Source organism: Novosphingobium aquimarinum, assembly GCF_009746585.1.
Taxonomy (GTDB): domain Bacteria; phylum Pseudomonadota; class Alphaproteobacteria; order Sphingomonadales; family Sphingomonadaceae; genus Novosphingobium; species Novosphingobium aquimarinum.
On the sequence record NZ_WRPO01000017.1, the window covers coordinates 61,204 to 83,961 of the forward strand.

Consider the following 22,758-nt stretch of genomic DNA (forward strand, 5'->3'; position numbering starts at 1 on the left):
TGATGGCCGAGGGCCTATGTGAGAAGTCCGCACATTTCGTGAAGATCGGCGGCAGAATGGCTCGGTGAGCGGCAAACGGATCAAGGTGTTCTTCGACGGCGGCTGCCGTCCCAATCCCGGCCGGATCGAGGCTGCGGTGGTGATACGCGGCATGACGTATCGCTTCGATGATCTCGGCTATGGCAGCAACGCGGATGCCGAGTGGCTGGCGCTGATCCGGGCGGTGACCGTCGCGAGCTCTGTCGGACTGGCGCAGGTCGAACTTGTCGGCGACGCGAAGGATATCGTCCGGCGCGCGCGGGCGATCCTGAACGAGGGCGCGGCCACGTCGGGACATGCGGTGGCGTTTCGGGCTGCCGTCCACGCAGCGGCGCCGATGCGGGTCGACGTCCGCTGGATCAAGCGACAGCAGAACCTAGCAGGGATTGCGCTGGCCGCGCGCCATCCCCGCTGAGGGCCCGCTGAGAGAGCGAGTGGGGGCATGGGAGTGCGTAGCGCCGAAGCCCCCGCAGTCGACGTCAGCTAAGCGCCGCGGCGCGTCCGCTTGGCCGCGTAGAGCGCGGCGTCCGCGCGGACGAACAACTCCTCGGCATCGTAAAGATACGGATTGGGCGGGGTGGCGATACCGGTCGACGCCGCGATTGCGAGCATCTGCCCTTGCCATAGCACCGGCGCATTCAGGAGCTTGTGAAACTCCTTCAACTGGCGCTCGAGCGATCCGAGCGGACTGCCTGCGCCCACGATCACCGCGAATTCGTCGCCGCCGATGCGGGCGGTAAGCAGCGCTTGCGGAAAGCTCGCGGACAGTCGCTCGGCGAAGACCCGGAGGCAAGTGTCGCCGGCGGCGTGACCGAACCGGTCGTTGATCTCCTTGAATCCGTCTAGGTCGAAGAGCAGCAGCGCTCCCACCGGCGCCAGGACGGCGAACGTGTTGGTTCGGTTGAGGAAGCGGCTTTCATACGCAGCGCGATTGGCCAATCCGGTGAGCACATCGTTTTCCGCGCGCTGCCGCATCTCCTCCCAGCGCAACTTCTCCTCGGTGATATCCTGCTTCAGTCCGTGGAGCCGCGGCGCTTGTCCCGCCTGCTTCACCATCTCGCCGGTCAGCCGCATCCATCGGCGGGCGCCATCAGCGGCCACGATCTGCGCATCGAGCGTGAAGGTCCCGCAACGGGCGATCGCCTGACTGCGCAAGCGTAGCATCGCCTCGCGGGATTCCTCTGCATACATGTCGACGATCTCTCGCCGATCGATGGGGGCGCCGGCCGGCAGCCCGAACAGATCGTAGACACCCGGCGTCCAGCTCAGACGCTCGTCGGGCAAGGTGCATGACCAGGCGCCCACTCTCGCCAATGCCATGGCCCGTTCGAGAAGAGGATCGATGCATGCGACCGGCTGCTGCTCTGGCGAAGCCGAACAGATCTGCTCCGGAACAGGGGCATAGGCGTGCCGCGCATGCAATGACATCCGGTGTCGATAGGCGCACAGCGGTTAAGACGCAGTGTATCCGCGCGAGAGCATGGTTAGCGCGCTGACTGGGATAAACGGACCTTCATGCGGGATGCTCTCCCTGCCCGGAGGATTCTTACGCTGCCGTCGCAGGAAAGATGGCGGCGGCACGGGCCCGTAATTCGCGCAAAAATTCCATGTAAGATCCATGCGCCGTGCGGATCGATTTGCGCGGGGCTTCCTGCCCCCTCTCAAGCGGCCAAGCGGGCACCCGCGCCGATCTCGTCGAAATAGCGGGCCATGGCGTTCGCTGCCTTTTCGCTGAGCGTAATGAAGGCGCGGCGGCGATCGGTATCGTCGCATTGCCGCTCGAACAGTCCGGCTTCGACCATTTGCGTGAACCAGCGCAGCGCAGTGGTGGGCGGAACGTCGGCGGCAATGCACAGCGAGGTTACCGAGACGCGGGCATGTTCGGCGCGCGCGGCGGTGAGATCGAGCAGCATGTCCCAAGCCGGATCGGCGAACAGATCGCCTTCGAAGAAGCGACCGCGCAACCGGCGGTGCTTGATGATCGAGCGCACCAGCCGCGGATCCGGCAAAGGCGGCCGGATCGAGCGCAGCGCCGTGTGTCCCGCATGCTCGTCGACGCGCGTGGCGGCGGGGCCGGGCGCGGACTTCAAGGCGACGGGGGTTCCGGCGAGGCGATCGATGCGGCTGGCGATCTGCCCGACTTGCTCGGTCAGTCGCAGCAGCATCAAGCGATCCTCCTCGGACAATTCACGCAGGCGGCCGGACGGAAAGCCGGCGAGGACTTGCCCCAGCGCGATCACGCGATCGGCGCGGCTCGGATCGACGAGGAACTGCGGCGAGGAAGCATCCATGCAGGCGAAAACCGAATCGAGCGCCTCGACCGAGGTCGACACCAAGATCCGCGCGCCGCTTCGAGCCGCCCGCATGTCGAGCCGGGCCAATGCGGCGAGGCACGCGGCATCGGCGACCGGGCAATCGACCAGAACCACGTCGCCCAGCGACCGCGGGCCGCCGGTGAGCAAGGCCGAGAGATTGTCGATCGCCATCACTCGCAGCCCTGCGGCCCCCGCATCCTCGCGCGCGGCATCGCGCACGTGGCCCCGATCGGCATAGACCGACAGCGAGACGGGAATTCCCGCAGTGTCGCTGTGCGTCGCGTCGTAAATCAGATCAGACTTCGGCCCGGCTTCGTATGCATTCTGGAACATCGACTCGCCTCCTGTCCAAATACGCGAACAGGATGAGAACAAAACGGGACTAAGTCAAGAAACCTATGGACTATTCGCGTGAGTACTTGGTGGGAGCCAGCCGGATAGTTCGCGTCGCACCAGGGTTTCGAGCATTGCCATCCCTGCCGCGCCATCGTTGAGGCACGTAAGCGCCGCGAAATCCTCGCCGCCGGCTTCGCGGAACTGCGCTTGCCCGCGGATCGCCAGTTCCTCCAGCGTTTCGAGGCAATCGGCGGAAAACCCGGGCGCGGCGATCGCGAGGCGGCGCGTGCCGGCGCGCGCTTCGGCCTCCAGCACGTCGTCAGTCGCGGGTTCGAGCCACTTGGCGCGGCCGAAGCGCGACTGGAACGTCGTATCGATGCGCAAATCGGGGTAAGTCCCGGCGAGCTTCTCGTTCAGCAGGCGCGCGGTCTTGCGGCAATGGCAGTGATAGGGGTCGCCCAGGCGCAAGGTGCGCAGCGGCATCCCGTGGAACGAGAGCAGCAGCACTTCGGGCATGAAATCGAGCGCCGCGATCTGCGCGCCGAGATCGCTCGCCAGCGCATCGATATAGGCGGGATCGTCGTGATAGGGCGGCAGGGTCCGCAAGGCGGGCTGCCAGCGCATCGCCGCCAGCGCCGCGCCGACCGCGTCGAGCGCCGAGGCAGTCGTGGCGCCCGAGTACTGCGGATAAAGCGGGGCAACGAGGATGCGGTCGCACCCTTGCGCCTTCATCGCGGTCAGCCGATCGCCCACTGCGGGCGACCCGTAGCGCATCGCCCAATCGACCCGCACGCTCTCGCCCAACCGCGCTTGCAACGCCTCCGCCTGGGCGGCGGTGATCGCGGCCAGCGGCGAGCCCTGCTCGGTCCAGACTTGCGCATAGGCGTGGGCGGACTTGGCCGGGCGCGTGCGCAGGATCACGCCGTGCAGGATCGGCTTCCAGGCGATCGACGGGATCTCGACCACGCGCTTGTCGGAGAGGAACTCCGCCAGATAGCGGCGCACGGCCTCGGTCGTGGGCGCTTCGGGCGTACCCAGATTGACGAGCAGCACGCCGATCCCGCCGGTCGCGATCGCGGGATGATCGGCGGGGCGCGGCATGGCGGGGCGGGCATCGGCGGGAACAGGCAGAGTCACAACTCCTCGGAAAGCAGCGGCAGGCGGCGAAAGCGCAAGCCTGTCGCGGAAAATAAGGCATTGGCGACCGCCGGCGCGACCGCCACGACGCCGATCTCGCCCGGATCGACGGGATCGGCCTCGGACGCGACGAAATCGACTTCGATCGCGGGGCAATCGGCCAGCACCGGCAGATTGAGATCGGCGAGCCGCTGCGCAGCGGGCACGCCGCCGGCATAGCCCGTGCTCGCACCAAGCGCGTGGCCGAGGCCGAACACCAGGCCGCCTTCGATCTGCTGGCGCGCGATATCGAGATTGACGATGCGGCCGATGTCCGCGACCGCGCTGATTCTTTCCACGCGTATCCCCATTTCACCTCGCCGCGCGCTTGCCACTACGGCAATTCGGCCATCGCCGATACGGTGGCAGGCGATGCCCTGCCCGCTGGCGTCGCCGCCGCCGCCCCAGCCCGAGAGCGCGGCGACGCGCTGCAGGCATTCGGCGAGGCGCGGGTCCTTGCCGAGCATGGCCATGCGATAAGCCAGCGGTTCGCGCGCAGCGAGATGCGCCAGTTCATCGACGAAACTCTCGACGAAGAACGCGGTGTAGCCGTGCGCGTTGCCGCGCAGGCGGGCGGTGGGCAGCGCGATCGTCGCGGGCACGTGATCGAGCGCGATGTTCTCGATGTCGTATGGCGGCACGGCGCCTTCGGTCGCAAGCGCGTCGGCCTCGCCGGCGACTTCGCGGCGCGCGGCGACGGGATCGCGACGGCCGAACAGGCGCGCGCCGAACTCGCGCGCGCTGGGGGGGACTGCGATCCGCGTGCGCCAGGCCGAAATCGCCCCGGTCTCGCCGGTTTGCGCCGCCAGCACCGCGACTGCGGGCGGACGCGGCCAGCCCGCGACATGCTCCTGCCAGCGCGACCAGGTGAGTTGCACTGGGCGACGCACCTGCTGCGCGATGATCGCCGCCTCGACGACGTGATCGTGCTCCAGGCGCCGGTCGAAGCTGCCGCCCGCGGGCATCGGGTAGAGTACGACATCGGCGGTCGACATGCCGAGCGCGGCCGCCGCCGCGCGCCGCGCGCTTTCGGGCGCCTGGCTGGCCGCCCATAGCTCGAGCTTGCCATCCGACAGCCGAGCCGTCGCGCTGGCCGTCTCGATCGTCGCGTGCAGCGCGGGCGCGGCCTCGTAGCGCAGCTGATGCGTCAGCCGCCCCGTCACTGCAGCGGGATCGCCTTTCTCGAACAGGCGCTCGGCCGTGCCAGACTGCAGCGCCTGGGCCAGCGCGTCGTCGATGCCCGCGCTGTCGGCGGCATCGCGCACGGCGAAGCGCGGGGCGATCCGGGCGAGGGCCTGTTCGGCGGCCCACCAGTTGGTCGCTACCGCGGCGAGCCAGCGGCGGTGACGCACCAGCGTGATCAGCCCGGAAACGCGTTGCGCGGCGTCCTTGTCGTATTCCGCCAGCGTGCTCTCGCCGATCTGGCCGTGGCGGATCGAGGCATAGACGAGACCCGGCAGGCGCACGTCGCCGGGAAAGACGTAGGTGCCATCTACCTTGGCCGGCAGATCGAGGCGCGGATAGACAAGCGCGCCGCCCGTCATGGCGCTGTCGGACCCGCCTTCCCCGGGATCCTGCGCCGCGGGCTCGGCCCGCAAAGGCGGCGGATCGGGCGGATCGAAGCTGGCCGCCTCGGCCGCCAGCGCGCCGAGCGTCAGGCGCTTCTGCTCGTGGGTGACGAAGCCGCCGGCGACCTGGCATTCCTCCCAGGCAACGCCCCAGCGCGACGCGGCCGCTTGCGCCAGCATCGCTCTGGCCGACGCCGCGGCGCCGCGCGCGAGCCCCTCGTAGGCCGCCAGCGAGGTGCCGTCGGCAGTGGCATCGAAGCGATGGCTTTCCGCCCAGCGCCGCGCGATCAGGCCATCGGGATCCTCGGCCAGATCGGGCAGCACGGGCATCCACAAGGTGCGCCAGCGCGCCGCCAGCGGCAGGTTCGCATAAAGTGCGCTGACCGGAGCGGGCTCGACCGCGACTTGCCGCCAGTCCGCGCCCAGTTCGGTCGCGACGATCTGCGGCAGCAGCGTGGTCACCCCCTGCCCCATCTCGAGCTGCGGTACCGCGACCGAAACCACGCTGTCGGTGCCGATCTTGAGCCACGCTCCGAATGCGACTTCGCCGCGTCCCGGATCGAGCGGCAAAGGGTAGCTGTGCGGGCGCAGGACGTAGCCGAGCGCGAGGCCGCCTCCCGCCAGCGCTCCGATCAGGACCGCGCGCCGCGTCGCCATTCAGCCTCGCGCCCGCACCGCGCCAGTGCCGCAAACCCCGCTCGTCACGCAGTCTGGCCCTCGAGCCAGTCGCCGATGCGCGCGGCAATGGCGCGAAAGGCCTCGCCCTGTTCGCTCTCGCTGGCGGCCGGCGGGCGACCGGAGTCGCTATCCTGCCGGATCGCAAGGTGCAGCGGAATGCGGCCGAGAAAAGCGTGCTCCATGCCTTTGGCGACCGCTTGCGCGCCGCCCGCACCGAAAGGATCGGACACTTCGCCGCAATGCGGGCAGACATAGCCCGACATGTTCTCGATCACGCCGATGATCGGCACCCCGGCCTTGTCGAACAGTTCGATCGCGCGGGTGGCGTCCATCAGCGCGAGGTCCTGCGGGGTCGAGACGATCACCGCGCCGTCCGGCTTGAAGCGCTGCACGAGGGTGAGCTGGATGTCGCCGGTGCCGGGCGGCATGTCGACCACCAGCACTTCGGTATCGCCCCAGGCCGCTTCCAGCATTTGCGTCAGCGCGTTGGCGGCCATCGGCCCGCGCCAGGCGATCGCCTGCCCCGGATCGGCGAGCTGCGCCATCGAAAGCATCGGCACCCCCCAGGGGCTCAGCACGGGGATGAGCTGTTTTTCGCTCGCCTTGGGGCGCTGGTCCTCGGTCGCGAGCAGCCGCGCTTGCGAGGGCCCATAGATGTCGGCATCGACCAGCCCGACTTTGGTGCCCGTACGCGCCAGCGCGACGGCGAGATTGGCCGCGACGGTCGACTTGCCGACGCCGCCCTTGCCCGATCCGACCGCGATGATCCGCCGGCGCACTTTGTCCGCCGTCATCGCCACGCGCACTTCGGTCACGCCGGGCGCATCGCGCAGCGCCGCCTTCGCCGCGATTTCCAGCTTGTCGCGATCGAGCGCAGAAAGCCCCGTCGCGTCGCAGACCAGGATCGCCCGGCCCTCCGCCAGGCGCAGCGATTGCACGCGTCCCGCCACCGTTTCGGGCAGCAGCCCCATCAGTTCGGAGGGGGCCTCGCTCATCGTCCGGTATCCTGCGTCGCCAGCATGGGCGTGTCCCTAGAGCATCGCGACGCGCCACGCGAACCCAAAACGAAAACCGCCCAAGCGCCTCGGAACTCTGCCTATCGGAAACGTTTTTGCGCGAAGGACCACTGTTTTTTGCGCGGTCGCGTTCCTATAGTCAGTGCCATGAAGGGATTTGGTGGGAAGATGGTGCGAGGCGGTTTCGCCATGGCGGGTCGCCGCAGCCCCTGGGGTGACCGGGGCGGCGCGGACGATGGCCAGGCCGACGGCAGCGCGGGCGAAGGCGATGCGGGCGAAAGCGAGCCGCCACGTTCGCGCGGCAACAGTCCGTGGTTGCCGCCTTCCAACGGACCGCGGCGTTCGCCCAACATTCAGGACATTTTCGGAGCGGAACGGCGCAAGGGCGGCGGTGGCGGCGGAGGTGGCATGCCCAGCATGCCGCGCCGCCCCGACGGCAAGAGCTGGCTTCCGCTGATCATCGGCGCGATCGTGCTGATCTGGCTGGGCCTTTCGACCGTGCACATGGTCGGCCCCAAGGAAGAGGGCATCGTCACCACCTTCGGCAAGTACACCCGCACGATCCAGCCGGGCGTGTCGCTGTCGCTGCCCTGGCCGTTCCAGACGGTGGAAGTGACGGACGTCACCTCGATCAAGGTCTACACGATCCCCGAAGGCGAGGCCGAAAAGCTGATGCTGACGAGCGACCAGAACCTGGTCGACCTCAGCTATCTGGTGCGCTGGAACATCAAGGACCTGAAGAATTTCCGCCTGCGGCTCGCCGATCCGGAAGAAACCGTGCGCGAAGTGGCCGAGGCGGCGATGCGCTCTTCGATCGCGGAAATCTCGCTCAACGGCGCGCTTTCCGGCTCGGGGCGTGCGCAAGTGGAGCAATCGGTGCGTGAGCGCATGCAGCGCGTGCTCGATGGCTACCGCGCCGGCGTCGCCGTGCAGGGTGTCGAGATCAAGAAAGCCGATCCGCCCGCCAAAGTGATCGGCGCCTTCCAGCAAGTGACAGCCGCGCAGCAGGATGCGGAGCGCGACCGTTCGAATGCCCGCGCCTGGGCGCAGCAGCTGCTCGCCCGCGCGCAGGGCGACGCGCAAGCGTTCGACAAGGTCTACGAGCAGTACCGGCTCGCGCCCGAAGTCACGCGTCGGCGCATGTATTACGAGACGATGGAGCGCGTGCTGAGCAAGAACGACAAGGTCGTGATCGAGGCCGATGGCGTCACGCCGTACCTGCCGCTGCCCGCGATGCGCCAGCGTAGCGGCGAGACGGTGCCGGCTCCCAATCCGCCCACGACCACGACGCAGGGAGGACAGTGATGAACGTCCTGCGCGAATACAAAGCCGCGATCGGCGCGCTCGTCGTCGTCCTGGTGGCGCTGCTGGCCAGCGTGATCATCGTGCCGGAATCGGAACAAGCGGTCGTGATCCGCTTCGGTGATCCGATCAAGGTCATCAACGGGTATAAGGACAACGCCGATTTCGGCCAGACCGGCGCGGGCATGCTGCTGCGCATTCCCTTCGTCGACCGGGTCGAGCGGATCGACAAGCGCTTGCTCTCGGTCGACATGCAGCCGCAGCAAGTGCTGTCGACCGACCAGCTGCGCCTCAATGTCGATGCCTACGCGCGCTTTCGCGTGATCGATCCGGTGCGCATGGTCCGCACCGCGGGCACGACCGAGCGCGTCAAGGAACAGCTCGAGCCGATCATGACCTCGGTGCTGCGCCAGGAACTGGGCAAGCGCACCTTCCAGTCGCTGCTCACCGCCGAACGCGGCCGCGCGATGGAGAACATCCGCGACGGGCTCGACAAGGAAGCGCGCGAGTACGGCGTCAAGATCGTCGACGTGCGGATCAAGCGCGCCGATCTTCCCGAAGGCGCACTCGAAAGCGCGTTCTCTCGGATGCAGGCCGCGCGCGAGCAGGAAGCCGCCACGATCCGCGCGCAAGGCCAGAAGCAGGCGCAGTTCATTCGCGCCGATGCCGAGGCCGAAGCCGCCAAGACCTACGCCGACAGTTTCGGCAAGGATGCGGACTTCTACAATTTCTATCGGGCGATGCAGAGCTACGATTACGCCTTCAACGACGATGCGGGAGCCACGACGATTCTGCTCTCGCCCGACAACAGCTACCTCAAGCAGTTCAAGGGACCTTGAGGGAGCCAATCCGGCGCTGGTGGAGCAAGGAATCTGCCGGGCCCGGTGCCATTCAATCCCGGTTAAGCCGATGGGGCTTCAATCGCGATGCGAAGAAGAAGTGGGGCCGATGACCGCTAAACGGAAGGATCAAGAGGACGTGAAGCCCGTGCGATATGCTTATGGATTGACCACAGCGCTCCTAATCGGGGGCGCCACGATTTCACTGGTGACCGGACTGCCCGCCGGCGCGCAAGTCGCGCAGAACGAGAGCAGTCAGATTAGCCGCATGGTGCCCCGCTCCGGAGCGCCTGCCAGCTTTGCCGACCTGACCGAACAGCTCGCGCCCGCGGTGGTCAATATCTCGACGCGCCAGCGCGTGCAGGTCCAGCAGCAGAACAACCCCTTTGCCGGGACCCCGTTTGCCGACTTGTTCGGTGGCCAGGGCCAAGGCGGACCGCAAACCCGCGAGGCGCAATCGCTCGGATCGGGTTTCATCGTTTCGGCGGACGGCTATGTCGTCACCAACAATCACGTCATCTCGGCCGGCAATCGCAGCGCCGAAGTCGAATCGATCACTGTCACCATGCCCGACGGGACCGAATATCCGGCCAAGCTCATCGGCAAGGACCCGCAGTCCGACCTCGCGGTGCTGAAAATCAACGCCGGCAAGGCGGTGCCGTTCGTCAAGTTCGGCGATTCGGCCAATTCGCGAGTCGGTGACTGGGTCATCGCCATCGGCAATCCGTTCGGCCTCGGCGGCACGGTGACTTCGGGGATCATCTCGGCGGTCTACCGCAACACCGGCCAGGGCGGCGCTTACGATCGTTACCTGCAGACCGATGCCGCGATCAACCGCGGCAACTCGGGCGGCCCGATGTTCGACATGAGCGGCAACGTCATCGGCATCAACAACGCGATCTTCTCGCCTTCGGGCGGCAGCGTCGGCATCGGCTTCGCGATTCCGGCGGAGACGGCGGCGCCGATCGTGCAGAAGCTGATCCGGGGCGAGACGATCGAGCGCGGCTACCTCGGCGTGCGCATCCAGCCGATCAACGAGGACCTCGCCGATTCGCTGGGCATTTCGCACAACAAGGGCGAATTCATCCAGATGGTCGAGCCCGGCGGCGCCGCTGCCAAGGCGGGAATCCAGGCCGGCGACGTCGTCATCGAAGTCGATGGCAAGGAAGTCACGCGCGACCAGACGCTGTCGTTCCTCGTTGCCAATACCGCGCCCGGCAAGCGCATCCCGATCAAGCTGATCCGCAACGGCCGCACGATGACGGTCAACGCCACGGTGGAGCAGCGCCCGTCGGACGACCAACTGGCCCAGCAGCAATTCGATCCCGATGCCGAGCAGGAGGACGATCAGTTCTCCAATCCGCAGCCGCAAGGCGAAGGCGTGGCGGAACAGGCGCTCGGCATTTCGGTCATCCCGCTCACGCCGCAGATCGCGCGTCAGCTCGGGGCGTCCACCGATACGCAGGGTGTGGTCGTGTCCGCGGTCGATCCCTCGTCCGATGCAGGGCAGAAGGGTCTGCGCCGCGGCGACATCATCCTGTCGTCCAATTATCAGGATGTGACCTCGCCCGAAGCTCTGGAAAAGACGGTGCGCTCGGCCAAGGGATCCGGTCGCGACGCGCTGCTGCTGCGAGTGCAACGTCGTGGCCAGCCCGCGACCTACATCCCCATCCGCCTGCGCTGAGGCCATCCCCTCATGTCGGCGCTCGCCGCCACGCGGCGGCGAGCGCCGAAGGGTGTGGCCCCTGGCGACAACGATCGCTCTAGCGAACCGGGCACCGTTCGCGCGCTCGCAGTCCGTTCGCGGATCGCGCTGACATATCTGTGGCGGCATGGCCGCTGGCCCCGGCTGGCCGATCCCGTCCGCTTCACCGAGTACGTTCAGCGCCGCAAGCTGTGCGAGCGCGATCCCGCGCACATCGCCATGACCGACAAGCTGGCCGCCAAAGCCATGGCCGAGACCGCCCTGGGCAAGGATTGGGTCGTGCCGCTGCTGTGGCAAGGCCACGCCTTGGCCGATGCACCGCCGTTCGCCTTCCCGGCGATGCTGAAGGCCCGCCACGGCTGCAAGCAGTGCGTTTCGCTGCCCCATTCTCCAAGCGAGCGGCAATGGCTTCAGCTGATGGATCGTACGGACCGGTGGACGCGCAGCAGCTACGGCACATGGCTCGACGAATGGAGCTATGCCGACGTGCCGCGCGGGCTGCTGGCCGAAACCCTGCTCGGCGACGGGCGCATTCCCCCGATCGACTACAAGATCTACGTGTTCGGCGGCAGGGCGACGCACATCCAGGTCCATCTCGGCCGCGAAAGCGAACACCGCTGGATCCTGCACGATCGCGATTGGCGGCAGCTGGTACCGCAGCCGGAGCAGCCGCTGCGACCGCGCAGCCTTTCGGCCATGCTCGACGCCGCGGAAGTCCTCGCCGCGGGCCAGGCGTTCGTGCGCGTGGATTTCTACGAGGTCGGCGGTTGCCCGCTGTTCGGCGAATTCAGCGTCTATCCGGGCTCCGGCCTCGATCCCTTCGCGGCGCCTTGGATTGATGTCGAACTCGGACGGCTGTGGCGCGATGCCCTGCAGGCGTCTGGCGCGGACACCTTGCAGCGCTGAGCCCGCTTAACCCGGAAACACCCCTCAATACGGGTTCGGGCGGTACTCGCGATCATCCCTGCCCCGACCTTGCTGCTGTGGCGGTGGCTGCGGCACGGATTGCCGCTCCGGCGGGCCACTGCCGCGCCGGACGGTCGGCAGCGGTGGCGGGTTCGCCCCCTGGCCCTGTCGCAGACCGGGATCGGGCTGGTCGCGGCCCAGCGCGCGATCGAGAAAATCGTCGCTGGCGGCCGGCGGCGGCGCATCGCCAGGGCCCGGGCCGGGGCCGACCGAGCCATCGTCATAGCGGCCGAGCCCGTCGCGGGGGCCATAGCCGGGGCTGCGCTCGGGACCGATCATGTTGCCGTTCTCGTCAGCATAGAAATAATCGTCGGGACTGCCGTTCATGTATTCGTCGTCGGGCTCGAGCTGCCATTCGGGCAGCTTCAGCTCGGTGTCGAATTGTTCGACCGGGCGGGACTTGACCGCAAAGCGCATGAACTGCGCGAAAGCCGCCGCCGGCGCACGACCGCCCTGCAGCCCCGGCACCGCCTTGGCATCGTCGCGGCCCATCCACACGCCGGTGGTGATCCCGCTCGAGAAGCCGAGGAACCAGCCGTCCTTGTTGGACGAGGTCGTGCCAGTCTTGCCCGCGACCGGTCGCCCGATCTGCGCCGCGCGGCCCGTGCCGGTAGCAACCGCCGATTGCAGCAAGTCGGTAATCCCGGCCGCGACGTATTGCGGCACCAGCACGTCGCCCCGGCGCGGATCGTGGCGATAGAGCACTTTGCCGTCGCTCGTCTCGACTTTGGTGATGCCATAAGGCTCGATCGCGCTGCCGCTGGCCGAGACCGCTGCAAAGGCCCGCGTCATATCGATCAGCCGCACTTCGGAGGTGCCGAGCACCATCGACGGCAGGGTGGTGATCGGCGTGGTGATGCCGAAGCGCCGCGCCATGCTGGCGACGGTGCCGAAGCCGACTTCGTTACCCAGGCTCGCCGCGACGGTGTTCTTGGAATAGGCAAAGGCGGTGCGCACATCGATCGGGCCGGCATAGTTGCGACCCGAATTGTGCGGGCTCCAGCCGTCGATCGTCACCGGCTCGTCGACCACGCGGTCGGACGGCGTGTAGCCCGCCTCGAGCGCGGCGAGATAGACGAACAGCTTCCAGGCAGAGCCGGGCTGGCGGACCGCATTTACCGCGCGGTTGTAGTTCGACGTGACGTAATCCGTGCCGCCCACCAGCGCGAGCACCGCACCGTCGCGGTCCATCGCCACCAGTGCACCTTGCGCGCCCTTGGGCACCTTGGACTTGATCGCCTCGGTCGCCTCGGTCTGCATCTTCGGATCGAGCGTGGTCCACACCTCGATCGGCTCGTTGGTGGCGGGGATCAGGAGATCGAGCTGCGGCAGCGCCCAGTCGGTGAAATAGCGCACCGAGTTCTGGCCGGCTTCCTTGGCGATGCGGACCGTATCGAGATCGATGTTTCGTTCGGAGGCGGCAATCTTGCCCTGTTCGGCCATGAGCCGCAGGACCACTTCGCCGCGATCCACCGCGGCATTGACGTCGGCGGTGGGGGCATAGCGCGAAGGCGCCTTGACCAGGCCCGCGATGATCGCGGCCTCGGGCAGCGAGAGTTCGGACGCCGGGTGGCCGAAGAATTTCCGGCTCGCCGCATCGATCCCGTAAGCGCCACCGCCGAAGTAGACCTTGTTGAGATAGAGCTCGAGGATCTGTTCCTTCGAGAACTTGCGCTCCAGCGCCAGCGCCAGCACGCCCTCGCGCACTTTGCGCGTATAGCTGCGGCTGTTGTTCAGAAAGATATTGCGTGCGAGCTGCTGGGTGATCGTGGAAGTCGCGGAAATGCGGTTATCGCCGGTCGCGGCGGTATAGATCGCGCGTAGCAGCCCGAGCGGATCGACGCCGATGTGCGAATAGAAGCGCCGGTCCTCCACCGAGACCATCGCATCCTTCATGACCTGCGGCATACTCTCGTGCGTGATCCAGCGGCCGTAGCTCGGCCCCAGCGTCACCAGTTCGGAGCCGTCGCGCGCGCGTACGACGATCATCTGTCCGTTCTGGCTGGTCTTGAGCGTCTGGAAGCCGGGCAACTCGCGCGCGGTCATCAAGACCGCGGTGACGAGAAAGATCAGGCCGAGAATTGCCAGCCCGCCGCCCCACAGGAACACGGCACGCAAGGCGCGGCGCCAGAAGGGTTTCTCCGGCGGTCGCGACGAACTCGACGAGGACCGCCGGCGCTTGCCTGAATCCGATGGCATTCTTAGGCTCGAACCCCTGTCGCGGACCCTGCGTCCGATCGCTGATTACTCTTTGACCACGGCAAATGTAACCTGCGGTTAACAGGGCCCCGACGGAAGCTGTGGATGGGTCGGCGCGGCGCTCAATCGTCCTTGGGTTCGAACTCCAGCGCCGCCGAGTTGATGCAATAGCGCAGGCCTTCGGGTCCCGGTCCATCGGGGAAGACATGGCCGAGGTGGCCTTCGCACGTGGCGCAGCGCACTTCGGTGCGGACCATGCCGTGCGACACGTCGCGGTGCTCGTCGACGGCCTCCTCGTCCACCGGCGCGGTGTAGCTCGGCCAGCCCGAACCCGAATTGAACTTGGTATCGGACGAGAACACGGGCGTGCCGCATCCGGCGCACAAGTACATGCCGGGCTGCTTGTTACTTTCGTACTTGCCGGTGAACGCGCGCTCGGTCCCGGCTTCCCGCAGCACGTGGTACTGCTCGGGGCTCAGGGTCTCGCGCCATTCGGCTTCGGTCTTCTCGATCTTGTCGGTCATTCGCGGCTTCTCCTTGAACAGGAATATGGCCCCAGAACGGCCAAATTCCAGAGCTCCGCACGGGCAGAAGCGTTTGCAATACCGGATCGGCGGCAGCCTCAGACGGGCTCCACCACCAGCACCGTGCCGTCGTGGCCGACAACTTTGAGGCGCGTGCCCGGAACCGCATCGGGGCCGCGCGCGAGCCATTCGCTGTCACCCAGACGAACTCGGCCCGAGCCACCTGCGATCGCTTGCGTCACCACCACGGTTTCACCGACGAGGCGATCGCCGCGCATGTTCATCATCGGGTCGGCCGCCACGATGGGATTGTCGCGCAAATAGCGCCGCCCCACGAAAACCGCGGCGATCGAGAGCAGCGCGAAGAGCACGACCTGAAGCGGAACGCCGATCGGCACCACCCACGAAAACAGCCCGACGATGACCGCTGCGCCCGCCATCCAGATCAGGAACACGCCGGGGATCGCCATCTCGCCCACTGCCAGCACCAGCCCGATCGCGAGCCAGGCGTAGTGCGGTTCCAGGTCGAACAGCGTGTCCACGCTCACGTGCTGCCCGATGGCAAGTTGGACGGCGGCACCGACGCTTGCGGCTGGACCGGGCGGCGCGGCGCCGGCTGCGGCGGACGCGGCGGGGCGGGCGAACTGCCGTCGGGTCCAATCGCTTCCTTCACCAGTTCGCCGATCCCGCCCAGCGTGCCGATCAGCTGCGTCGCCTCGACCGGGAACAGGATCGTCTTGGCATTGGGCGAGGTCGCGAACTTGCCCACCGCTTCGGTGTATTTCTGCGCGACGAAGTAGTTGATCGCCTGCACACCCGATTGCGCGATCGCGTCGGAGACCAACGTGGTCGCCTTGGCTTCCGCCTCGGCTTCGCGTTCGCGCGCTTCGGCATCGCGGTACGCCGCCTCGCGGCGACCTTCGGCGGACAGGATCTGCGCCTGCTTTTCGCCCTCGGCGCGCAGGATTTCGGAGGCCCGGCGCCCTTCGGCCTCGAGAATCTCGGCGCGCTTTTCGCGCTCGGCCTTCATCTGCCGCGCCATCGCGTTCGAGATATCGAGCGGCGGGCGAATGTCCTTGATCTCGATCCGAGTGATCTTCACGCCCCAGGGCGAGGTTGCGTGATCGATCACCGAGAGCAGGCGGGCGTTGATCTCGTCCCGCTTCGACAGGGTTTCGTCGAGGTCCATCGAGCCCATCACCGTGCGCAAGTTGGTGGTGGTGAGCGCCATGATCGCGCCGTAGAGATTGGCGACTTCGTAGGCCGCCTTGCCCGCATCGAGCACCTGGAAGAACACCACCGCGTCGACGCCGACCATGGCGTTGTCCTTGGTGATGATCTCCTGGCCCGGAATGTCGAGCACTTGCTCCATCATGTTGACCTTCTGGCCAACGCGATCGACGAAGGGGATGATGAGGTGCAGCCCCGGATTAGCCGCAAGCGTAAACTTGCCGAGCCGCTCGATCGTGTAGACGTAGCCCTGCCGGACGACGCGCACGCCCATCATCAGGAACACGACCACGACCACGATCAACGCGATCAGAAAACCACCCATGGCCGTCTCTCCTCAAGCTCAGGGCAAACCCTAGCGGCACGGGGGGTGGGGGCAAGCGAATCCGGACAAACACGGCCTGCCCCACCCGCCGCTACGGTCACAGCCCGGAGAACAGTGCCAGCATGCGATCCCAGGCGCGATCGGCCGCGTTGGGATCGTAGGACGGGGAATCGGGCACGCACCAGCCGTGGTCGGCATCGTAGACTTCGATCTCGGCTTTTACGCCGGCGGCATCGGCGGCCTTGCGCAGCGCCTCCTTGTCGCCGGGGCTCTGGGCATCGTCGTTGCGCGCGATGGCGAAGAGATAAGCCGCCTGAGTCTGCGCCAGCAGCTTGTGCGGGCTGTCGGGCTCGTCGGTGACGAGACCGCCGCCATGGAGCGAAGCGGCCGCTTTCACCCGACTGGGCACCGCCGCTGCGGTCCTGACGGTGAACGGCCCGCCCATGCAGTAGCCGTTCGATCCGATCCCGCGGGCCTTGTCGACGGCCTTCTCGCCATCGAGGAACGCGACATAGGCCTTGGCATCGCGTGTCACGGCTTGCGGCGTCAGAGCCTCGCGCATCGGCTTGATCTTGGCTTGTCCTTCGGGCGTGCGCCAGTCGGAGAAACTGTCCAGCGGCGGCGGGCCGCCGCGATAGTACTGATTGACGCACAGCACCGCGTAGCCGGCCGCGGCGAGGCGACGTGCCATGATCTTCTTCGCTTCGCGCAGCCCGGCGATGTCGGGCCACATGACGATGCCCGGATGCGCGCCGTCGACCGGATGGACGAAGAACCCGTCGGCGATCCCGTCGGCGGTGGTGATCTGCACCATGGCCTCGGAAATGTCGTTTCCGCCCGCGGTCATACCTCCGGACGTCGCGGCGCACCCGGCCATCGCGACACTGGCGCCCAGCGCGGCAAAATCGCGGCGGGACAGACCGCGGCGCGCCAACGCCTCGTCCTCGGCTTTGCGGGTAAAATCATCGCACATCGTCGGCCTCCGGGCTTTGTCTTGGAACGCATGCAGGCTAGCGAAGCGATGGCCGCGCGACCAGCCGTCGCTTCGGGCATGGGAGAAAGGCCGTGGAAGACCCCTCGCACATCGCCTGCTGGCAGCGCCTCGATGCGCGCACCACGACCTCGGGCAAGCTGGTCGCGGACGATATCGCATCGCTGGATGCTCTCGGCGTGCGGCACGTCATCAACCTGGCGCTCGACAGTTCGCCCCACGCGCTGGTGGACGAGGCGAAGCTGCTGGCGGCGCGCGATATCGATTACACCCACATCCCCGTGCCGTTCGAGGCGCCGGAGGATGCGCACTATGCGGCCTTTCGCAAGGCGTACGAGGACACCTCGGAGCCGGTTCACGTCCACTGCATCATGAACTGGCGCGTCTCCGCCTTCTTCTACCGCTACCACCGGGACGTGGTGGGCATGCCCGAGGCGGAGGCCCGCGCACTGATGGAGCGGCAATGGGCGCCTGATCAGGACGAGCGGTACGCGTCCGTCTGGGGTGCCTTCATTGCGAGGGGTGCGTGACACGGCTTGCTGCTACTGCTTCATCCTAATTGAAATGCCCGGGCGTCGCGAATGGCATCGCTGAGAGCGATGGGCCCCACATCTCGTCATGCTGAACTTGTTTCAGCATCCATGGTGCCGCCCCGTGGGACCTCGGCTGTGAGGCGAAATGGATGCTGAAACGAGTTCAGCATGACGGGGAGGGTAAGTTTCGAAGCAACCTCGAGGGGTAAATATCCCTGCCTCTAATCGGCGAAATTGAGCTCGAGGTTCACTGCGTTGGGATCGGTGAGAAAGATCTGGCGCAGTCCCAGGTGCGACAAGTCGTTCACGCGATATTCGATTTCGAGACCCTCGAGCCGCTGCACCATGTCCTCGAAGCCCGCGCACTTGAACGCGACGTGGTGCACCGCGTTGGTGAGCGCACCGGGCTCGTAGCCGGCGTAGTGATCCGTCTCCGGGTCCTTCCAGACGAGGTGAACGAGCGCATTGCCCGCCGCGTCGCGCATCCATGCGCCTTGAAAGCCTGCCTTGATCGCCGGGTTCTCGGCGCGCGCGAGGCCCATGACGTCCGCGTAGAAGCGCGCGGTCGCATCGAGATCGCGCGTGAGGATGTTGACGTGATCTATGCCGCTGACCTGCATCGCTTCGTCCCTTCTGCGGGTCTTAGCTGCGGAACACGACTGTCCGCGTACCGTTCAGCAGGACCCTGTCTTCCAAGTGCATGCGCACCGCTTCGGCGAGCACGCGCCGCTCGATGTCTCGTCCCTTGCGGACGAGCTCCTCGGGAGAATCGGCGTGCGTGATCGGTTCGACATCCTGATGGATGATCGGCCCTTCGTCGAGGTCCCCCGTCACGTAGTGCGCGGTGGCGCCGATCATCTTCACGCCGCGCGCGTGCGCTTGGTGATAGGGCTTGGCGCCCTTGAAGCCGGGCAGGAACGAGTGGTGGATGTTGATGCAGCGCCCCGAAAGGAACGCGGCCATCTCGTCCGAAAGGATCTGCATGTAGCGCGCGAGCACGATCAATTCCGCTTCGCCCTGTTCGACCAGCGCACGCACCGCCGCCTCCTGTGCGGCCTTGGTATCTTTCGTGACCGGAAGATGGTGAAACGGAATGTCGCCCAGCGACAAGTCGCCCAGCGCCTCGCGCGGGTGGTTCGAGACCACGCCGATCACGTCCATCGCCAGTTCGCCGATGTGCAGGCGATAGAGCAGGTCCGCCAGGCAATGGTCGAACTTGCTGACCATCAGCAACACCCGGCGCGGCCGATCGCGGCGGCGCAGGGTCCAGTCCATCGCATAGTTGTGCGCGATCGTTTCGAACCCGGCGCGCACCGCGTCGCGGTCGGCGAGACCGGGATCGAATTCGACGCGCATGAAGAACTGGTCTTCGGCAAGGTCGTTGAACTGCTGCGCCTCGATGATGTTGCCGCCAGCCTCGAACAGGAAGCCCGTGACGCGTGCGACGATGCCGGGGCGGTCACGGCAGGACAAGGCGAGGATCAGCGGATCGGCCATGGTGCCTCCTTCAGGCCGCGACGCGCGTGGAAAGCGCGGCCTCGCACTCGGCCATGAGCTTGGCGATGATCTCGGCGGCGGGCTCTTCCTGCGTCACCATGCCCACGGACTGGCCCGCCATCAGCGAGCCGTTCTCGATATCGCCGTCCACCACCGCGCGGCGCAGCGCGCCGGCCCAGTAGTGCTCGATCTGGAGCTGCGCCTCGGTCATCGCCAAGGCCGCTTCGTCGACCTGGCGCGCGACTTCGATCTGCTTGGCCGAGAACGCCTCTGTGCCCTTGTTGCGCAGCGCGCGCACCGGAATCACCGGCAGGCGCGGATCGACTTGCACCGAGGCGATCGCATCGCGGGCCGAGGCGCGGAAGAACGCCTTCTTGAAATCGGGATGCGCGATCGATTCGCTGGCGCAGGCGAAGCGCGTGCCGAGCTGGACGCCCGCCGCGCCCATTTCGAGATAGCCTGCGATCGCTTCGCCGCGGCCGATTCCACCGGCTACGAAAACCAGATTGTCCGCCGCCAGCGTGGGCAGAATTTCCTGTGCCAGCACCGAGGTCGAAACCGGGCCGATGTGGCCGCCCGCTTCCATCCCCTCGATCACCAGCGCGTCCGCACCCGAGCGCAGCAGCTTCTTGCCCAGCGCCAGCGTCGGTGCAAAGCAGATCACTTTGGCGCCGCCCTGCTTGATCGCCTCGACGCTGCCCTTGGGCGGGATGCCGCCGGCCAGCACGACGTGCGTGACATCGTGCTTGGCGCAGACCTCGATCAGATCGAACAGCTGCGGGTGCATGGTGATGAGATTGACGCCGAACGCGCGGCTCGTCAGCGCCTGAGTGGCGGCGATTTCCGCGTCGAGCAGCTCGGGCGTCATTGCGCCGCAGGCGATCACGCCGAAGCCGCCGGCGTTGCTGATCGCGGAGACCAGTTTGCGTTCCGAAACCCAAGACATCGCCCCGCACAGGATCGCGTAATCGCTTCCCAGGAACTCGGCGCCACGCGCCATCAGGGCGGAACTCTTGTTGAACGCGCTCATCCATGCTCCATTCGGGACTGTATTGCGGGCATGCGCCTTTATAGAGCGCAGCCGCGCCGGGCAAGCCGCGCCGGTGGTCGAGCGCTGGATGGAGGCAGCCATCGCGGAAACAGTCAGGAGACGAAGTCGGCGACGCCATCGCAACCGTCAGCAGCGGTCCCTGCGGCATGCCCTCCTGCACGCCATGGTGCACGATCGCCAGGCCCACCGGGTCCTGTGGGGTCTGCTGGCCGTAGGATTCGCGGTCGCCTGCGCGCTCGGGTACGTACAGACGTACCCGCTTGCGGTAAGGACGCCGCCCGTCATCGGCGGCAAGGCCGTGCCCGCGCTGATGATCGCGCGGCGGCAATACGTCACGGATCAGCTCTATGCCCTCGAAAGGAGAGCGTTGCGGGCCGCCGATCGCCTGGAAGGCGCGCATCCAGCGAGTCATGTCCCGCCGCGCACCTTTCACGAGCTGCGACGCCTCCATCTGCAATTCGGCGCCGCTGCGGACAGGCTGGATGAGGCCGGACGCAAGCGCCTCTGGAAGGCCCTGTCGCGAGCCCGCAAGGCCGCGCTGAACGACGACCCGGCGGCAACGCGCGAAGCCTTGCGCAAGTTCGAGGTCAAGCTGGCCGTCGCGCGCTACATGCAATAAATGATCGTCAGAAACGATCATAATCTTCGTTTCAATCGCTTTCACAATTTTATGTGCAGCGCCTATCTCGTCAACACACAGCAAGGACCGGGTCTCCCCCACCGCCCTGTCCCAGAGGTGAAATGCCGGGGCGGCCGAGCATGGCTCGACTCTCCCTCTCGCTCCCGGACGACTTGGGCCCCGCGCAGTTCGTACTTTGCCGCGCGGGGCCCCTTCCGGTGTCCCGGACCGCTTCCGCTCCACCCTGCCGGAACACATCACCGCGATCCGCATTTCCAATGTGGGGCGACGAAGGAACGGGCATGGCAGCCAAGGCGAAGTCTGAAGCGAAGCAGGCCAACCGCAGCGCAAGCCCCAAGCGCACGCGCAAGTCCGCAAAGCCGCCCGAAAAGCCCGCCATGAACAGCCGCCAGACCAAGCTGGGATCGCGACACGACGCCTATCGCGAGCTCGCTGAACGCTATGCCTCGGGCGCGGCGATCGCTTTGCCGACGATGCTGTCGGGCCACGCCCGCCGGATGCACGTGCGCGCCTGCGTGCTCGACGATCACGCCGAACGGATCGATACCCACGCGCAAGGCACTCAGGAGAAATTCGATGCGCTCGCGGACGATCTCTACTCGTTCTTCCGCGGCACGGCGCTATTGTTCTACCGCGACATCGCCGGTCGCGACGCCGCCCGGCCCAAAGTCCTGCTTCTGGGGGACGTTCATCCCGGCAACTTCGGGGTCATGCCCAATGCCGACAACATCCCGATCTTCTCGGTCAACGACTTCGACGAAGTGACTTACGGGCCCTATAGCTGGGACATCAAGCGCGGCGCGACGGGCTTTCTGCTGGCTACCAAATGCAAGGGCTCGATGAAGCACAAGAAGCGCCGCAAGGTCGCGCGCGCGTTCGTCAACGGCTACATCGAAGGCTTGCGCCACTTCGCCCGCCACGCCACCGAATCCCGCGACGTCTTCCGCATGGACAACGCCCCGCCCATCATCCGCGCCTTGTTCGACGACGCGATGACGCCGCGCAGCGAATGGCTGGCGGACAAGCACCATGACGAGACCCGCAAGGGCTTCCGCGCGAGTGACGAGTTGCAGCCGATCTCCGGCCGCGTTGCCGAATTCCAGGAGCTCATCGAGGCGCTGGCGAAACGCAACGGCATCGAGCCGGGCGGCCGTTTCGGCGAGTTGCGCGTCAAGGACGTGGCGCTACGCCACGGGGCCGGCTGCGCGTCGCTGGGCCTGGTGCGCTATTACGTGATGGTCGAAGGGCCCGATGGAGATGGCAGCGACGATCTCATCATCGAGATGAAGCGGGCCCGGCGCAGCGCGCTCGACGGGGTGGTGCCCACCGGCGATCTCGATCCGGGCGATCGCGCCGAACGCATCGCCGCCGGTCAGCGCATTCATCTGCCGCATGGCGACGTGTTCTTCGGCGCGGTCGAAATCGAAGGGCACAGCTACATGACGCGCGAACGCGCTCCGTTCCGCGACGACATGGACCTCGACGATCTCGATTACGACGGCTGGCGGCAATACGCCGAAGCCTGCGGTCACTCGCTCGCGCTCGCCCATGCGCGCAGCGACGAGGCGGGCGCGGTCGACTACGACATCGAACCCGCGATCCTGCAAGACATGGAACCGCACAGCCTGTTCGTGGACGACATGGTCTGCTTCGCCGAGGAAGCGGCCAAGCGCGTCAAGTCCGACTGGAAGGCCTTCGGCCGCGACTACGCCAAGGGTGCCTTTTCGCGCAGAGTGGCGCGTTACGATTGAGTATTAGCGGCACCGGCCCGCGCCCCCACCCGGCCTCCCGATCAGGGTATACTCATGGGAGGCCGGGTGGGGGCGCG

The 22,758-nt window shown here is 66.8% G+C and carries 21 protein-coding genes; 8 read left to right on the forward strand and 13 right to left on the reverse strand.

Features of this window, described 5'->3' with window-relative positions; translation table 11 throughout:
* The first annotated feature begins 64 nt into the window (after window positions 1-64).
* Window positions 65-454 carry a ribonuclease HI gene (locus GQO94_RS15460; protein WP_156842336.1) on the forward strand — a complete coding sequence of 130 codons (390 nt, stop codon included), beginning with the start codon at window positions 65-67 and terminating at the stop codon, window positions 452-454.
* A 68-nt stretch (window positions 455-522) separates the two neighbouring features.
* Here the strand turns inward: GQO94_RS15460 and GQO94_RS15465 are convergent, their stop codons facing one another.
* From GQO94_RS15465 to GQO94_RS15485, 5 genes are all read right to left on the reverse strand, one after another.
* Window positions 523-1,359, reverse strand: a complete 837-nt coding sequence (locus GQO94_RS15465) for a GGDEF domain-containing protein (protein ID WP_198045987.1) — start codon at window positions 1,357-1,359, stop codon at window positions 523-525.
* Window positions 1,360-1,700: 341 nt separating this feature from the next.
* Window positions 1,701-2,687 (reverse strand): helix-turn-helix domain-containing protein, encoded by a 987-nt coding sequence (locus tag GQO94_RS15470; RefSeq protein WP_232332959.1) that lies wholly within the window; start codon window positions 2,685-2,687, stop codon window positions 1,701-1,703.
* Window positions 2,688-2,750: 63 nt separating this feature from the next.
* Window positions 2,751-3,791 (reverse strand): ferrochelatase, encoded by a 1,041-nt coding sequence (gene hemH / locus GQO94_RS15475; protein ID WP_156842355.1) that lies wholly within the window; start codon window positions 3,789-3,791, stop codon window positions 2,751-2,753.
* A gap of 32 nt (window positions 3,792-3,823) precedes the next feature.
* Window positions 3,824-6,091, reverse strand: coding sequence for a molybdopterin cofactor-binding domain-containing protein (locus GQO94_RS15480; RefSeq protein ID WP_156842338.1), 2,268 nt, complete (start codon window positions 6,089-6,091; stop codon window positions 3,824-3,826).
* Window positions 6,092-6,135: 44 nt separating this feature from the next.
* Entirely contained in the window at window positions 6,136-7,107 is a 972-nt protein-coding gene (locus tag GQO94_RS15485) for an Mrp/NBP35 family ATP-binding protein (protein ID WP_156842339.1), read from the reverse strand.
* A gap of 210 nt (window positions 7,108-7,317) precedes the next feature.
* Here GQO94_RS15485 and hflK point away from each other — a divergent pair, with 210 nt between their 5' ends.
* The 4 genes from hflK (at window position 7,318) to GQO94_RS15505 (ending at window position 11,880) form a co-directional block, all read left to right on the forward strand.
* Window positions 7,318-8,433 (forward strand): protease modulator HflK, encoded by a 1,116-nt coding sequence (gene hflK, locus GQO94_RS15490; protein WP_156842340.1) that lies wholly within the window; start codon window positions 7,318-7,320, stop codon window positions 8,431-8,433.
* Complete coding sequence (gene hflC / locus GQO94_RS15495; protein WP_198045988.1) at window positions 8,433-9,269, forward strand: protease modulator HflC; 837 nt, start codon at window positions 8,433-8,435, stop codon at window positions 9,267-9,269. Before hflK ends, hflC begins: the two co-directional genes overlap by 1 nt.
* A gap of 109 nt (window positions 9,270-9,378) precedes the next feature.
* A complete protein-coding gene (locus GQO94_RS15500; RefSeq protein WP_198045989.1) occupies window positions 9,379-10,953 on the forward strand; it encodes a Do family serine endopeptidase in 1,575 nt (524 codons plus the stop codon).
* 12 nt (window positions 10,954-10,965) lie between these two features.
* Window positions 10,966-11,880 carry an ATP-grasp fold amidoligase family protein gene (locus tag GQO94_RS15505; protein ID WP_156842342.1) on the forward strand — a complete coding sequence of 305 codons (915 nt, stop codon included), beginning with the start codon at window positions 10,966-10,968 and terminating at the stop codon, window positions 11,878-11,880.
* 24 nt (window positions 11,881-11,904) lie between these two features.
* On the opposite strand, the gene GQO94_RS15510 is transcribed toward GQO94_RS15505, so the two are convergent.
* The 5 genes from GQO94_RS15510 to GQO94_RS15530 all read right to left on the reverse strand — a co-directional run bounded on the left by GQO94_RS15510 (window position 11,905) and on the right by GQO94_RS15530 (window position 17,191).
* Window positions 11,905-14,139 (reverse strand): transglycosylase domain-containing protein, encoded by a 2,235-nt coding sequence (locus GQO94_RS15510; protein WP_156842343.1) that lies wholly within the window; start codon window positions 14,137-14,139, stop codon window positions 11,905-11,907.
* A 122-nt stretch (window positions 14,140-14,261) separates the two neighbouring features.
* Window positions 14,262-14,663 (reverse strand): peptide-methionine (R)-S-oxide reductase MsrB, encoded by a 402-nt coding sequence (msrB, locus tag GQO94_RS15515; protein WP_156842344.1) that lies wholly within the window; start codon window positions 14,661-14,663, stop codon window positions 14,262-14,264.
* A 98-nt stretch (window positions 14,664-14,761) separates the two neighbouring features.
* Window positions 14,762-15,211: an NfeD family protein gene (locus tag GQO94_RS15520; RefSeq protein ID WP_408636640.1), complete on the reverse strand. Its 450-nt coding sequence runs from the start codon at window positions 15,209-15,211 to the stop codon at window positions 14,762-14,764.
* Window positions 15,208-16,218 carry an SPFH domain-containing protein gene (locus tag GQO94_RS15525; RefSeq protein WP_156842345.1) on the reverse strand — a complete coding sequence of 337 codons (1,011 nt, stop codon included), beginning with the start codon at window positions 16,216-16,218 and terminating at the stop codon, window positions 15,208-15,210. The genes GQO94_RS15520 and GQO94_RS15525 overlap by 4 nt, the downstream gene beginning before the upstream one ends.
* 97 nt (window positions 16,219-16,315) lie before the next feature.
* On the reverse strand, window positions 16,316-17,191 hold the full coding sequence (locus tag GQO94_RS15530) for a dienelactone hydrolase family protein (RefSeq protein ID WP_156842346.1): 876 nt from the start codon (window positions 17,189-17,191) through the stop codon (window positions 16,316-16,318).
* A gap of 92 nt (window positions 17,192-17,283) precedes the next feature.
* Between GQO94_RS15530 and GQO94_RS15535 the strand changes: the two genes are divergently transcribed.
* Window positions 17,284-17,739 carry a beta-lactamase hydrolase domain-containing protein gene (locus GQO94_RS15535; protein ID WP_156842347.1) on the forward strand — a complete coding sequence of 152 codons (456 nt, stop codon included), beginning with the start codon at window positions 17,284-17,286 and terminating at the stop codon, window positions 17,737-17,739.
* 224 nt (window positions 17,740-17,963) lie between these two features.
* On the opposite strand, the gene GQO94_RS15540 is transcribed toward GQO94_RS15535, so the two are convergent.
* The 3 genes from GQO94_RS15540 to GQO94_RS15550 are packed head-to-tail and all read right to left on the reverse strand — an operon-like array spanning window position 17,964 to window position 20,269.
* Complete coding sequence (locus tag GQO94_RS15540; protein ID WP_156842348.1) at window positions 17,964-18,362, reverse strand: VOC family protein; 399 nt, start codon at window positions 18,360-18,362, stop codon at window positions 17,964-17,966.
* 22 nt (window positions 18,363-18,384) lie between these two features.
* Complete coding sequence (gene purU / locus GQO94_RS15545; protein ID WP_156842349.1) at window positions 18,385-19,239, reverse strand: formyltetrahydrofolate deformylase; 855 nt, start codon at window positions 19,237-19,239, stop codon at window positions 18,385-18,387.
* 10 nt (window positions 19,240-19,249) lie between these two features.
* Complete coding sequence (locus GQO94_RS15550) at window positions 19,250-20,269, reverse strand: NAD(P)H-dependent flavin oxidoreductase (RefSeq protein WP_156842350.1); 1,020 nt, start codon at window positions 20,267-20,269, stop codon at window positions 19,250-19,252.
* Between GQO94_RS15550 and GQO94_RS15555 the strand changes: the two genes are divergently transcribed.
* Together GQO94_RS15555 and GQO94_RS15560 are read left to right on the forward strand one after the other, a co-directional pair.
* The gene (locus GQO94_RS15555; protein ID WP_156842351.1) at window positions 20,256-20,909 is read left to right on the forward strand and encodes a hypothetical protein; all 654 of its coding nucleotides are present in this window, start codon (window positions 20,256-20,258) and stop codon (window positions 20,907-20,909) included. The genes GQO94_RS15550 and GQO94_RS15555 overlap by 14 nt on opposite strands.
* A gap of 302 nt (window positions 20,910-21,211) precedes the next feature.
* Complete coding sequence (locus GQO94_RS15560; RefSeq protein ID WP_198045990.1) at window positions 21,212-22,681, forward strand: DUF2252 domain-containing protein; 1,470 nt, start codon at window positions 21,212-21,214, stop codon at window positions 22,679-22,681.
* Window positions 22,682-22,758 lie beyond the last annotated feature (77 nt).